The organism is Azospirillum sp. B4, assembly GCF_000333275.1.
Taxonomy (GTDB): domain Bacteria; phylum Pseudomonadota; class Alphaproteobacteria; order Azospirillales; family Azospirillaceae; genus Nitrospirillum.
Window position 1 is genome coordinate 1 of record NZ_BACU01000202.1, and the last position, 12158, is coordinate 12158.

The 12158-nt window shown below is 70.5% G+C and carries 13 protein-coding genes; 6 read left to right on the plus strand and 7 right to left on the minus strand.

Annotated features, from left to right (window positions below):
* The 4 genes from I55_RS08915 to I55_RS08930 form a co-directional block, all read left to right on the plus strand.
* Nucleotides 1-1596, plus strand: a 1596-nt coding sequence (locus I55_RS08915) for an L-aspartate oxidase (protein ID WP_148293637.1), incomplete at its 5' end; no start/stop codon positions are given.
* Nucleotides 1593-2444 (plus strand): carboxylating nicotinate-nucleotide diphosphorylase, encoded by an 852-nt coding sequence (gene nadC, locus I55_RS08920; protein ID WP_044560173.1) that lies wholly within the window; start codon nt 1593-1595, stop codon nt 2442-2444. The genes I55_RS08915 and nadC, both read left to right, overlap by 4 nt.
* 82 nt (nt 2445-2526) lie before the next feature.
* Complete coding sequence (locus I55_RS08925; protein ID WP_044560187.1) at nt 2527-2913, plus strand: MbcA/ParS/Xre antitoxin family protein; 387 nt, start codon at nt 2527-2529, stop codon at nt 2911-2913.
* 19 nt (nt 2914-2932) lie between these two features.
* Nucleotides 2933-3589 carry an RES family NAD+ phosphorylase gene (locus I55_RS08930; protein ID WP_252181084.1) on the plus strand — a complete coding sequence of 219 codons (657 nt, stop codon included), beginning with the start codon at nt 2933-2935 and terminating at the stop codon, nt 3587-3589.
* Here the strand turns inward: I55_RS08930 and murI are convergent.
* Nucleotides 3586-4470, minus strand: coding sequence for a glutamate racemase (gene murI, locus I55_RS08935; protein WP_044560177.1), 885 nt, complete (start codon nt 4468-4470; stop codon nt 3586-3588). The genes I55_RS08930 and murI overlap by 4 nt on opposite strands.
* Nucleotides 4471-4680: 210 nt before the next feature.
* Here murI and I55_RS08940 point away from each other — a divergent pair, with 210 nt between their 5' ends.
* Entirely contained in the window at nt 4681-5253 is a 573-nt protein-coding gene (locus I55_RS08940; RefSeq protein ID WP_044560178.1) for a hypothetical protein, read from the plus strand.
* 82 nt (nt 5254-5335) lie between these two features.
* On the opposite strand, the gene cobT is transcribed toward I55_RS08940, so the two are convergent.
* The 3 genes from cobT to I55_RS08955 all read right to left on the minus strand — a co-directional run bounded on the left by cobT (nt 5336) and on the right by I55_RS08955 (nt 8886).
* Nucleotides 5336-7219: a cobaltochelatase subunit CobT gene (gene cobT / locus I55_RS08945; protein WP_044560179.1), complete on the minus strand. Its 1884-nt coding sequence runs from the start codon at nt 7217-7219 to the stop codon at nt 5336-5338.
* A 14-nt stretch (nt 7220-7233) separates the two neighbouring features.
* Nucleotides 7234-8226, minus strand: a complete 993-nt coding sequence (gene cobS, locus I55_RS08950; protein WP_044560180.1) for a cobaltochelatase subunit CobS — start codon at nt 8224-8226, stop codon at nt 7234-7236.
* Nucleotides 8227-8307: 81 nt separating this feature from the next.
* The gene (locus I55_RS08955; RefSeq protein ID WP_044560181.1) at nt 8308-8886 is read right to left on the minus strand and encodes a J domain-containing protein; all 579 of its coding nucleotides are present in this window, start codon (nt 8884-8886) and stop codon (nt 8308-8310) included.
* Between the two features lie 195 nt (nt 8887-9081).
* On the opposite strand from I55_RS08955, the gene I55_RS08960 reads away from it, so the two are divergent.
* The gene (locus I55_RS08960) at nt 9082-9354 is read left to right on the plus strand and encodes a BolA family transcriptional regulator (RefSeq protein ID WP_044560182.1); all 273 of its coding nucleotides are present in this window, start codon (nt 9082-9084) and stop codon (nt 9352-9354) included.
* Nucleotides 9355-9495: 141 nt separating this feature from the next.
* On the opposite strand, the gene I55_RS08965 is transcribed toward I55_RS08960, so the two are convergent.
* From I55_RS08965 to I55_RS08975, 3 genes are all read right to left on the minus strand, one after another.
* Nucleotides 9496-10062: a DUF2889 domain-containing protein gene (locus I55_RS08965; RefSeq protein WP_044560183.1), complete on the minus strand. Its 567-nt coding sequence runs from the start codon at nt 10060-10062 to the stop codon at nt 9496-9498.
* A gap of 107 nt (nt 10063-10169) precedes the next feature.
* Nucleotides 10170-11300 carry a 3-dehydroquinate synthase gene (gene aroB / locus I55_RS08970; RefSeq protein ID WP_044560184.1) on the minus strand — a complete coding sequence of 377 codons (1131 nt, stop codon included), beginning with the start codon at nt 11298-11300 and terminating at the stop codon, nt 10170-10172.
* A gap of 5 nt (nt 11301-11305) precedes the next feature.
* Nucleotides 11306-11905, minus strand: coding sequence for a shikimate kinase (locus I55_RS08975; protein ID WP_044560185.1), 600 nt, complete (start codon nt 11903-11905; stop codon nt 11306-11308).
* Between the last annotated feature and the right edge of the window lie 253 nt (nt 11906-12158).

Consider the following 12158-nt stretch of genomic DNA (forward strand, 5'->3'; position numbering starts at 1 on the left):
ATTGGGTCCGGCACGCCGGGCATGCCGGCGGCGCTGGCCCTGGCCGAGGCCGGACGGCGGGTGCGCCTGCTGACCAAGACGGACGACCTGCCGGGCGGGTCCAGCCTGTGGGCGCAGGGCGGCGTCGCGGTGGCCCTGGGCGCCGGTGACAGCGCCGCGGACCACGCCGCCGACACCGTGGCGGCGGGGGCCGGCCTGACCGATCCCGCCATGGCCCGCCTGCTGGCCGAGTCGGGGATCGTGGAGATGTCGGCCCTGCTGGACCAAGGCCTGCCCGCCGACCGGGGTGCCGATGGCCTGCCCGTGCTGGGGCGGGAGGCGGCGCACGGCCGCCACCGTATCCTGCATGCCGGTGGCGACGCCACGGGCCGCACCCTGGTGACTTTCCTGGCCGCCCGTGTGCGCGCCACCTCCGGCATCACGGTCCACACCCGCACGGCGGCCGCCGACCTGGTGGTGCGTGAGGCCGGGCGCGGCCGGCGGGTGCAGGGCGTGCTGGCGTATGAGGATGCGGCCGGCTGGGTGATGCACGTGGCCCCGCACGTGGTGCTGGCCACCGGCGGCACCGGCCAGCTGTGGGCCGTGACCACCAACCCGGAAGAGGCCACCGGCGACGGCATGGCGCTGGCCGCCCGCGCCGGCGCCCACCTGGCCGACCTGGAATTCGTGCAGTTCCATCCCACCGCCCTGGCCGTGGCCGGCCCGCCCGGCCGCCGGCCCCTGCTGACGGAGGCGCTGCGCGGCGCCGGCGCCAAGGTGCTGGACGCCGGCGGCCACGCCTTCATGGCCGATGAGCATCCCGATGCCGAGCTGGCGCCCCGCGACGTGGTGGCGCGCGCCATCGGCCGGCGCGTGGCGCGGGGGGAGAAGGTGTTCCTGGACCTGCGGCCCCTGTGGGCGGCCGGCAAGGCGGAAAAATTCCCCACCGTGGCCGGCATCTGCGCCGAGGCCGGGCTGGACCCGGCTGCCGCCCCTGTGCCCGTGGCCCCGGCCGCGCACTACCACATGGGCGGCGTGCTGACCGATGCCGACGGCCGCACCTCCCTGCCCGGTCTGTGGGCGGCGGGTGAGGTCGCCTGCACCCATGTCCACGGCGCCAATCGCCTGGCCAGCAACTCCTTGCTGGAGGCGGTGGTGTTCGCCGGCCGCGTGGCGGCGGCGTTGGTGGCGGAGCCGGCGGTTACCCAGCCGGTGGCCGTGCCCGACGTTCCCCTCATTCCCGGCGGGGCCGCCGCCGCCGGGCTGGCGGGCCAGGCCCAGCTGCTGATGGCGGAGAAGGTGGGACTGGTGCGCGATGGCACCGGCCTGGCCGAGGCCGCCCTGCACCTGCAGGGGCTCAGCCTGGCGGCGGAGCGGCTGGCACCGGCCGGCGACTATGCCGGCATCCGCGCCGGCCTGGAACTGCGCAACCGCCTGGCGCTTTCCCGCCTGGTGGTGGAGGCGGCGCGGCGGCGTGAGGAAAGCCGGGGGGCCCACACCCGCGCCGACCATCCGGAAACCAGTGACGCCTGGCGTCACCACCAGATATTGACCTATGCCGACCTGGGCCGTGGGGCCGAGGCCGCGCCTGTCTCCACCCGGGAACACCGTCCATGAGCGCCCCGCTTTACCCCGTGATGTACGAAGGCCTGATCCGGTCGGCCCTGCTGGAGGATTTGGGCCGGGCGGGGGATGTCACCGCCGACGCCTGCATTCCAGAGGGCACGCAGGCCCGCGCCCTGTTCCAGGCCCGCCATGCCGGCGTCATCGCCGGGCTGGCCCCGGCGCTCTCCGCTTTCTCCCTTCTGGACCCAACGCTGTCGGTGCGCACCCTGGTGGCCGATGGCGCCCGCGTGGCCCCGGGCCAGGCGGTGGCGGTGGTGGAGGGCGCGGCGCGGCCCATCCTGTCGGGGGAGCGCACGGCGCTGAACCTGCTGGGTCGCCTCTGCGGCATCGCCAGCAAGACGGCGGAGCTGGTGCGGGCCATCGAGGGTACCGGCGCCCACATCGTCTGCACCCGCAAGACCACGCCGGGCCTGCGCGCGCTGGAGAAGTACGCCGTGCGGGTCGGTGGTGGCGGCAACCACCGCTTCGGCCTGGATGACGCTGTCCTGATCAAGGATAACCACCTGGTGGCGGCCGGCGGCCTGCGCGCGGCGGTGGAACGCGCTCGCGCGCATGTCGGCCACATGGTGAAGATCGAGGTGGAGGTCGACACCCTGGCGCAGCTGGAGGAGCTGCTGACCCTGCCGGTGGACGCCGTGCTGCTGGACAACATGGACCCCGCCACCCTGCACCAGGCCGTGACCATGGTGGCCGGCCGCATGATCACCGAGGCCTCCGGCGGCATCACGCCGGAGACGGTGCGCGCCGTGGCGGAAACGGGCGTGACCCTGATCTCGCTGGGCTGGCTCACCCACTCCGTCACCAACTTCGACATCGGGCTGGATTTCGAGAGTCTGTGAGCGGGGCTCATTGACCGGGCATGGTCGCGACCTTATCTTTCAGTGGAAAGATTGATGTGAAAATCTTTCCATGGAGATGGCGATGGCCCAGTCGCGAGAGGTGCCGGGGCGTTTAGCGGAACGTGAAGGGGTGGTACTGGCGCAGGCCCTGTGCCGCGCGGCGGACATCCTGGACGTGTCCGATGCCGCCCTGGCGCGCATCATCGGCGTGTCGCCTCCCTCCCTCAGCCGCCTGCGAAAGGGCGCGTTCAAGCTGACCCGCAAGGACAAGGCCTTCGAACTGGCTTTGCTGTTCATCCGGATGTTCCGGGGGCTGGACGCCATCACCGGCGGCGACGATGCCAGTTCCCGCTCCTGGATGCGGGCGGAGAACCTGGCGCTTCGGGGCCGCCCCATCGACCTCGCCCAAACCATCGTCGGCCTGGCCTCTCTGGTGAGCTATGTGGACGCCCGCCGCGCTCGCGTCTGAGGCGCGGCCCTATCGGCATATGCTCTGGCGGCTGGTGGAGAACCAGGCGCGTGCCTCCACCATACGCCTGGTGGACACGCTGGAGGACCAGTCCCTCCTGGAAGAGATGCTGGAGGAAACGAAACCGCCCCTGCCGCCGGATTGCGACGGTCTGCACTTCCTGCTGGCGACACCCTTCCGCTACGCGCCCTATCCCCACGGGTCCCGCTTCCGCCGCGCCCATCAGGCGGAAGGCGTATACTATGCCGCTGAACGGCCCGAGACCGCGGCGGCCGAGGTGGCCCATTACGCCCTGCTGTTCTTCCTGGAATCACCCGGCACCCAATTGCCCGCTCGGCCGATGGAGCGGACGGGGATCGAGGTTCCGTGCGCCGTGGACCAGGCGCTGGACTTGATGGCGCCGCCGCTGGACCGGGACCAGGCTTTGTGGACGGACAGGGTGGACTATGCGGCCTGCCAGGATTTGGCCGACGCCGCCCGGCAGGCCGGGGGGCAACTCATCCGCTATCAGTCGGTGCGCGACCCGGCCGGCGGCGCCAACGTCGCCCTGCTGACGCCTCGGGGATTTGTTGAGAAGAAGCCCAGGCGGCTTTCAAGCTGGCATCTGTTCATCCGCCCGGCCGTCGTCCAGATCTGGTGCGAATTCCCGGCCATACAGCTGGAATTTCCCCGCTAAGCCCTCAGGCTGGCCGGAATGGGATCCGGCCCCATGCCGTGGAAGCGGGCCTCACCGCCGAAGAAGCGGGTGGCCAGGCGGGTGATGGGCTCGGCGGCACCGGTGGTGTGGAAGGCCTCCACGCCGCCCTGTTCCTTGGCCCGGCTGGGCAGGTCGAACTCCGGGTGGCGCTCCAGATAGGCCCGCAGGCTGCTGACCGTCAGGCTGGGTTGGTCCAGAATTTCCACGCCGGGCGGCAGGGCCTCGGCGAACAGGTCAGCCACCAGGGGATAGTGGGTGCAGCCCAGGACCACCGCGTCGGGCGGCACGCCGTCCAGCTGGGCCATCAGGGCGGCGGTGTAGCCGTGGATGGCTGCGCGGATGGTCTCGACCGGGGCGTCGGCCTCGATCAGGCGGACCAGGTCGGGGCAGGCCTGCTGCACGACCCGCACCTCCGGCGCGCGCTTGGCGATCTCCGTGGGGTAGGCCCCGCTGCTGACGGTGTGCTGCGTGGCGAAGATGGCCACGGTGCGCGGTTCGCCAGCCCGGGATCCGGCCGCCACGTCCGCCATCCACGGCACACCGGTGATGGCCTCCACCATCGGTACCAGCACGCCCAGCACCCGGCGGTCAGGGTAGGCCGTGGGCAGCCAGGTCTGTTGCAGACGGCGCAGGGCCTGGGCGGAGGCGGTGTTGCAGGCCAGGATGACCAGGGCACAGCCCAGGCCGAACAGCCGCTCCACCCCCGCCACGGTGTAGCGGTGGATTTCCTCCGGCGTGCGGTTGCCGTAGGGGGCGTTGGCGTGGTCGCCCAGATAGACGAAGCGCCGGTCGGGCATCTTGTCGGCCAGGGCGCGCAACACGGTCAATCCGCCGTGGCCTGAATCGAAGACGCCGATCATCGCTCGCAACCGCACAGTTTGCCGTCCGGGGCCTTCCCCGCGCCCACCGGTTTAGCATGATCCGGCGGGGCGGCGGCAACGGCGTTGCGGCGGCTTGCCGCCCCTTCCTGTCGCCCCATCGTCTTGCCAACGCATGTCCGCTATGCCTTAGTGCGCCGGTCCATTATCCTGTGATCCTACGCACAGCCGTCTTTTTGAGGAAATCCGCCCGTGAGCCTGCGTGTCGCCGTCCGCCGGTCCCTGATGATCCTGCCCCTCCTCGCCTCGGCGACAACTCTTCCCCTCATTGGCATCGGTTCCGCTTGGGCGCAGTCCGCCCCGGCCCCCACCGTGGTACCGTCCGCGCCCAAGCCGGCGGCCCCGGCCGCTGCGGCCCCCGCCGCCGGCACCAAGACGGGGGAGGCGAAGGCGGAGGAAGACAGCTGGACCTGCCCCTTCCCCAAGAAGACGCCCGTAATCCCTGACGGCAAGACCGCCCCTGAGGCGGACATGCGCAAGGCGCACGAGGACCTGCAGGCCTATGTCAACAGTGGCCAGGGCTTTGTGTCCTGCGTGGACGAGCTGGTGAGCAAGCATCCGGACAAGGTGACGGTTGCCAAGTTTCTGCAGTTGACCGAGGTGCAGGACAAGGTCATCAGCAACATGCAGATCCTGGCCGCCGTCTTTAACAACCAGCTGCACATCTTCAAGGCCCGCACCGGCGCCGCGCCGGTCCCCAACGCGCCGGCCCCTGCTGCGCCGACGCCGGCGGCCAAGCCCGCCACCAAGCCGGCCGGGCAGTAAGAGTACGGGCCAGTAAAATCACCGATAAAAGCCAGTGTGTGGAACGGGCTGCCGGACGTGATCCTGGCAGCCCGTCCTCTCGTCAGCGCCTGCCGCCGCGCGCCTGCCGCCGGGCGGTGCCGGGGCGGCGGTCATCCTCGTCGAACAACTCGGCCAGCTTCTCCATGACGGTGCCGCCCAGCTGCTCCACATCCACGATGGTGACGGCGCGCCGGTAATAGCGCGTGACGTCATGGCCGATGCCGATGGCGATCAGTTCCACCGGGCTGCGGGTCTCGATGTGTTCGATGACCGTGCGCAGGTGCTTTTCCAGATAGCTGCCGCTGTTGACCGACAGGGTGCTGTCGTCCACCGGGGCGCCGTCGCTGATCACCATCAGGATGCGCCGCTGTTCCGGGCGGGCGATCAGGCGGGTGTGGGCCCACATCAGGGCTTCGCCGTCGATGTTCTCCTTCAGGATGCCTTCGCGCAGCATCAGGCCCAGGTTGCGCCGGGCCCGGCGCCAGGGGGCGTCGGCCTCCTTGTAGACGATGTGGCGCAGGTCGTTGAGGCGGCCGGGCGCGGCGGGCTTGCCGCTGGCCAGCCAGCGCTCGCGGCTCTGCCCGCCTTTCCACGCCCGGGTGGTGAAGCCCAGGATCTCCACCTTCACGCCGCAGCGTTCCAGCGTGCGCGCCAGGATGTCGGCGCTCATGGCGGCGATGGTGATCGGCCGGCCGCGCATGGACCCGGAATTGTCGATCAGCAGGGTGACGACGGTGTCGCGGAAATCGGTGTCGTTCTCCTGCTTGAACGACAGGGGCAGCACCGGGTTGGCCACCACGCGGGCCAGGCGGGCCGCGTCCAGGATGCCTTCCTCCAGGTCGAACATCCACGAGCGGGTCTGCTTGGCCATCAGGCGGCGCTGCAGACGGTTGGCCAGCTTGGCGATGACGCCCTGCAGGTGCTGCAGCTGCTGGTCCAGCATCATGCGCAGGCGGGCCAGCTCATCCGGGTCGCACAGGTCGGCCGCCCCCACCACCTCGTCATATTCGGTGGTGAAGGGGCGATAGCCGCCGGCGTCCGGGCTGTTGCGGCCGAAATCGGGGCGGGACGGCGCGCCGGGTTCACCCGACTGCTCGGCCCCGGCACCCTCCATCTCCTGCTGCTCGCCTTCGCCGCTCTCGGCGGCGCCGGTGGTCTCTTCCGTCTGGCCGCCGGCCTGCTGCTGTTCGCCCGTCGCTTCCGGCTCGGCGTCGTCCGACTGCCCGCCGCCGGCTTCGTCATTGTCCGCCCCCTCGGGGCTTTGGGCGTCACCGGCCTCGGCCGTCTCCTCCTCTTCGGACTTTTCCGGCTCCCCGCCCACCTCCAGGTCCAGGTCGGCCAGCACGCGCCGCACCTGGCGGGCATAGGCCTGCTGGTCGCCCATGGCGGCCTTCAACTGGGCGAGATCGGCGCCCGCCTTCTCCTCGATGAAGGGGCGCCACAGGTCCAGCGCCGCCTGGGTGGCGGGGGCCGCGGTCGCGCCGGTGAGGGCCTCGCGCGCGATCAGGCGCAGGGCGTCGGCCAAGGGCACCTGGTCGCGGGCGGTGGCCCGGTCCAGGCCCTGGCGGCGGAACCGTTCCTCCAGCGCCGCCGTCAGGTTGTCGGCCACGCCCGCCATGGCGGTGGCGCCGATGGCCTCGCACCGCGCCTGCTCCAGCGCGTCGAAGGCCAGGCGGGCGGTGTCGCCCGTCGGCAGAAGGCGGGCATGCACGCCCGCGTCGTGGTGGCGCAGGCGCAGGGCCGCGGCGTCGGCGGCACCCCGCACCGGTCCCACGTCGCGCACGTTCAGGTCCCGGGTGGGCAATGGCACCCGCACCCGCGTGCCGGAGAAGCCCGGCGGCTCGGCGGAGAAGCCCACCGTCAGGTCCGCGCGCTCCGCGATGGCGCGCACGGCCGCACCCGTGGCCCGCTTGAACGCCTCCAGCGGCGATTCCCTGTCCGTCATGGCTGGGGCTCCCCTCAGGCGAGGGTGGCGCGCACGCCGCTCTCGGGCAGTTCGGTGCCGAAGCAGCGCTGGTAGTACTCGGCCACCGCCGCGCGCTCCACCTCGTCGCACTTGTTCAGGAAGGTGACGCGGAAGGCGAAGCCGACGTCGCCGAAGATGTCGGCGTTCTGCGCCCAGGTGATGACCGTGCGCGGGCTCATGACGGTGGAGATGTCGCCGGCGATGAAGCCGGCCCGGGTCAGGTCGGCCAGGCGCACCATGGCGTTGACCAGCACACGGCGCTCGTCCGTGTCGTAGGTCGGCACCTTGGCCAGGACGATCTTCACCTCGGCGTCATGGGGCAGGTAGTTCAGGGTGGAGACGATGTTCCACCGGTCCATCTGGCCCTGGTTGATCTGCTGGGTGCCGTGGTACAGGCCGGTGGTGTCGCCCAGGCCCACGGTGTTGGCGGTGGCGAACAGGCGGAAGGCCGGGTGGGGGCGGATGACCTTGTTCTGGTCCAGCAGGGTCAGCTTGCCTTCCACCTCCAGCACGCGCTGGATGACGAACATCACGTCCGGGCGGCCGGCGTCATATTCGTCGAACACGATGGCGCAGGGGTGCTGCAGCGCCCAGGGCAGGATGCCCTCGCGATACTCGGTCACCTGCATGCCGTCCTTCAGGACGATGGCGTCCTTGCCGATCAGGTCGATGCGGCTGATGTGGCTGTCCAGGTTGACGCGCAGGCAGGGCCAGTTCAGGCGGGCGGCCACCTGTTCGATGTGGGTGGACTTGCCGGTGCCGTGATAGCCCTGGACCATCACACGGCGGTTGTAGGCGAAACCGGCAAGGATCGCCATGGTCGTTTCACGATCAAAACGGTAGGTGCTGTCGATTTCCGGCACATGTTCCGTGGGGGCGCTGAACGCCGGCACAGCCATGTCGCTGTCGATCCCGAAGACCTGGCGGACGGAGATCTTGATGTCGGGCAGCGAGGCGGCGTTCATCGGTGTCGGTTCCTGGGACATGGGACGGTCGGCTTTCCTGCGTGATCGAACAGAACGGTTGGTCTTGATTTTTGTTTCGGACGGCTCTGGGCGGATACCGTTTCAGCCGTGGTCGGCGTAGGCGGCCTTCAGCACGTTGTAGGCTTGGTTGATGCGCTTCAGGCGCTCCTCCGCGTCCTTGTCGCCGCCATGGATGTCGGGATGGTTCTGCTTGGCCAGTTCGCGGTAGCGCTGCTTCACTTCGGCGAATGGCACCGGCGGCTTCAGGCCCAGCACGTCCAGCGCCTCCTCCTCCGGGGTGCGGGGGGAGGGCGGCGGCGGCCGGTGCGACGCGCCGGCTTCCCAGTCGGCGCCGAAGCTGTGGCCCCGGGCCATGCTGTCGCGCAGGTTCCGTTCCCGGGTGCGCCAGTCGCCCATGGGCCAGGTGGGCCGCTGCCAGGTGGTGTCGTAGCGCATGGCGCGCTCGATCTCATCCGTGCTCATGCCCTGGTAGTAATCCCAGGCCTTGTTGTAGGCCCGCACATGGTCCAGGCAGAACCAGTAGTAGTCGTTCAGCTGGTTACGGTTCTTGGGCGCGCGGAACTCCCCCACCTCGGCACAGCCCGGGTGGTCACAGGCCCTGACCTGGACCTGTGGCGGGTCGTCGAACGAGAAGGAGAATCCGGGGCGCTGTTTCTGCATCGCGAAAGTATGGGGGCAGGTCCCCGCCGTGACAAGCGCGGCGGGCCGCTGGCGACGCCTTGGCCGCGTCAAAGCTGGGCTGCTGCGCCCGACACCAGAAATCGCGCCCGGACCATTGACAGGACCCATTGACAGGACCGCGCCGGCATCGCACCTCAGAGGGATATACGACTCCTCGAAGATCCGGGCCATCCCATGCGCTACGCCGACCGCATCCATACCAAGCTGACCCAGGCGCTGGCGCCGGTGGCGCTGGTCGTCGACGACCAGTCGGCCGCCCATGCCGGCCACGGCGGTGCCGCCCCCGGCGGCGAAACCCATTTCGAGGTCACGGTGGTGTCATCCGCTTTCGCCGGCAAATCGCGGGTGGCGCGCCAGCGCCTGGTCTACGACATCCTCAAGGACGAACTGGCGGAACGCGTCCACGCCCTGTCGGTCAAGACCCTGACCCCGGAGGAGGCGGTTTAGGTTTTTCGTGTTCGCTCAGGCGTCGGGCCCGCATCCGCGGGCTTGGCTTATCCTCGCGTTTCAGTCCGCTGCGCTCCCCAAAACGCTCCGGCGGATGCAGTCGCATTCTGTAACGGCATGAGCCAAGCCCTCATGCCGTAGCTAGTCTTGTGTCTGTTCGCCATCCGCCGGCCCGGTGTAATGCTCCGGGAACCAGCGCTTCACCACCGGGCCTTCGCTGGCCATGACGTGGCAGGTGTTCAGCACCGGCGGCGGGCCGGCCTTGCCGGTGCGCCGGGCGGTGAGGACCGGGGCCAGGGTCTGGAAGGCGGTGGTGGCCACGGGGCCCAGCAGCTCCACCAGGTGGGTGCAGCCCTCCGTCCGGCCCAGGCGCATCTTGACGGCGTTGGTCCAGCCCGTGGCGATGCGTAGCCCCACCAGGCGCTGGAAGTTGGGCAGGATGGCGGGGCAGTGGGCGAAGGGGCTGTTGTCGGTGGCGACCTCCACCGCGCGCACGGTCAGCGTGTCGTCCACCGTCAGGCGGATCCACATCTCATGCAGGAACTGTCCAGGCTCGATGGTGCCGCGCCAGTCGTTGTCGAAGGCGTAGTGCTTCTCGTCCGTAATATGGCCTTCGATATCCCAAAGGCCGTCGGCGCGTTCATAGCCCTGGCAGGTGACGCGGCGGGTGTGCAGCGGCGTGCGCTCGATCGAGGGGGAGAGGGGCATGGGGTGCGGATACTTCGAAACGGGGAACGGACGCCACCCCATGATGGAAGGCGTCCGCCGCCCCGGTCAAGGAAGGGGCCAAGCGACCCTGCCCTGTCACCAGGGGATCAGGCTTCCAGTGCGGCCGCCACCACGGCCCGCACGGGCTCCGCGTCGATGCCGCGGGCGGTGTAGGCCTGGCCGATGCCGCGTGCCAGGATGAAGGTGATGCCGCCGTCCTTCACCTTCTTATCCTTGGCCATGTGAGCCATCAGGGCGTCCACGGTCCACCGGCCCCGTGACAGGTGGGCGGCGCCGGTGGGCAGGCCCACGGCCGCCAGATGGCGGCGTATGCGGGCCAGGTCGTCCGGTGGGCACAGGCCCAGCCGCACCGACAGGTCGAAGGCCATGACCATGCCGATGCCCACGGCCTCGCCATGCAGCAGTTCGCCGCCGTAGCCCACCTCCGCCTCCAGGGCATGGCCGAAGGTGTGCCCCAGGTTCAGCAGGGCGCGCACGCCGCCCTCACGCTCATCCTGCGCCACGATGGCCGCCTTGGCGGCCACACTCTCCTTCACCGCCGCCGCGCGCAGGGTGGCGTCGCCGGCCACCAGGGCGGGACCGTGCTCCTCCAGCCAGGTGAAGAAGTCGGGCCGGTCGATCAGGCCGTATTTCACCACCTCGGCATAGCCCGCCAGCACCTCGCGCCGGGGCAGGCTGTCCAGGGCGCCGATATCGGCCAGCACCAGGCGTGGCTGGTGGAAGGCGCCGATCAGGTTCTTGCCCTGGCGGCTGTTGATGCCGGTCTTGCCGCCGACGCTGCTGTCCACCTGCGACAGCAGGGTGGTGGGGATCTGGATGAAGTCGATGCCGCGCAGGGCGATGGCGGCCGCGAAGCCGCCCAGGTCGCCGATGACGCCGCCGCCCAGCGCCACCAGCATGGCGCCACGCTCAATTCCCCGCGACAGCAGGATTTCCATCAGCGCCTCCAGGTGATGGAAGCTCTTGGTCGCCTCCCCCGCCGGCACGACGATGGGGTCCAGCACGCGGCAGCCCGCCGTTTCCAGCGACCGGGTCAGCGCGCCCAGGTACAGCGGTGCCACCGTCTCGTCGCTGAGGATGATCAGGGGCCGGCGGCCGGCGATGGGCGCCACCAGGGGGCCGGCGCCCTGGATCAGGCCGGCGCCCACCAGCACGTCGTAGGAGCGGTCGCCCAGGCTGACGGGAACTGTGGCGAAGGGCACGGTGTCGCTCATCATGGTACTCACGATTCCAAGGCGGCTGGCTGGGGCAGCGCCGCCGCCGGGGCGTCGCCGGCGGCTTCATTGTCCAAGTAGTCTTGCAACGCCTCCACCACGCGGTCCACCGTGTCCTCCGCCGGGCGGTCGCCGCTGTCCACGGTGATGTCGGCCTGGGCGTAGTAGGGGTGGCGCAGGTCCATCAGCTTGCGCAGCGTCTCACGCGGGTCGGCGTCCTTCAGCAGGGGGCGGTTGCCCCGGCGGGCCGTCCGCTGCACCAGCAGGTCCAGCTCCGCCCGCAGCCAGATGGAATGGGCGCGCTGGCGCACCAGGGCGCGGGTATCGGCGTCCATGAAGGCGCCGCCGCCGGTGGACAGCACCTGCAGCGGCTGGTCCAGCAGGCGGGCGATGACCCGGCGTTCCCCCTCGCGGAAGGCGGGCTCGCCATAGCGGTCGAAGAATTCGGGAATGCTGCAGCCGGCGGCGCGCTCGATCTCCTGGTCCGCGTCCACGAAGGGCAGGCCCAGGCGCGCGGCCAGGCGGCGGCCGATGCTGGTCTTGCCGGCGCCCATCAGGCCCACCAGGACCAGGGTGCGCGGCGGGCGCTGGCGCAGGTGGGGGCGCATCACCGGCTGCCCCGCGGGAAGGCGTCCGCAAGGACGGACATCGTCCGGCGCGTCGGGGTGGCGTTGCGCGCCCGGGGGGCGGACGCTACAGTGCCAAGCGCTAACACCATGTTTGCCGTGTCATCCATTACAGCCGAGACCCGATAGTATCCCCGCTGCCGGGGTGTTCCTGATCCCTGACACCGGTCGTTCCCCGTCGGCCCTGCGGCTTCCGGCGAACTGTCCGGCCCCGTTTCCCCGTGCCAGTCTGGCG

Excerpts from the sequence above, each read along its gene's own strand:
- nadC (WP_044560173.1), top strand. The coding sequence starts at position 1,593 with ATGAGCGCCCCGCTTTACCCCGTGATGTACGAAGGCCTGATCCGGTCG.
- I55_RS08925 (WP_044560187.1), top strand. The coding sequence starts at position 2,527 with ATGGCCCAGTCGCGAGAGGTGCCGGGGCGTTTAGCGGAACGTGAAGGG.
- I55_RS08930 (WP_252181084.1), top strand. The coding sequence starts at position 2,933 with ATGCTCTGGCGGCTGGTGGAGAACCAGGCGCGTGCCTCCACCATACGC.
- murI (WP_044560177.1), bottom strand. The coding sequence starts at position 4,470 with ATGATCGGCGTCTTCGATTCAGGCCACGGCGGATTGACCGTGTTGCGC.
- cobT (WP_044560179.1), bottom strand. The coding sequence starts at position 7,219 with ATGACGGACAGGGAATCGCCGCTGGAGGCGTTCAAGCGGGCCACGGGT.
- cobS (WP_044560180.1), bottom strand. The coding sequence starts at position 8,226 with ATGTCCCAGGAACCGACACCGATGAACGCCGCCTCGCTGCCCGACATC.
- I55_RS08955 (WP_044560181.1), bottom strand. The coding sequence starts at position 8,886 with ATGCAGAAACAGCGCCCCGGATTCTCCTTCTCGTTCGACGACCCGCCA.
- I55_RS08960 (WP_044560182.1), top strand. The coding sequence starts at position 9,082 with ATGCGCTACGCCGACCGCATCCATACCAAGCTGACCCAGGCGCTGGCG.
- I55_RS08965 (WP_044560183.1), bottom strand. The coding sequence starts at position 10,062 with ATGCCCCTCTCCCCCTCGATCGAGCGCACGCCGCTGCACACCCGCCGC.
- aroB (WP_044560184.1), bottom strand. The coding sequence starts at position 11,300 with ATGATGAGCGACACCGTGCCCTTCGCCACAGTTCCCGTCAGCCTGGGC.
- I55_RS08975 (WP_044560185.1), bottom strand. The coding sequence starts at position 11,905 with ATGCGCCCCCACCTGCGCCAGCGCCCGCCGCGCACCCTGGTCCTGGTG.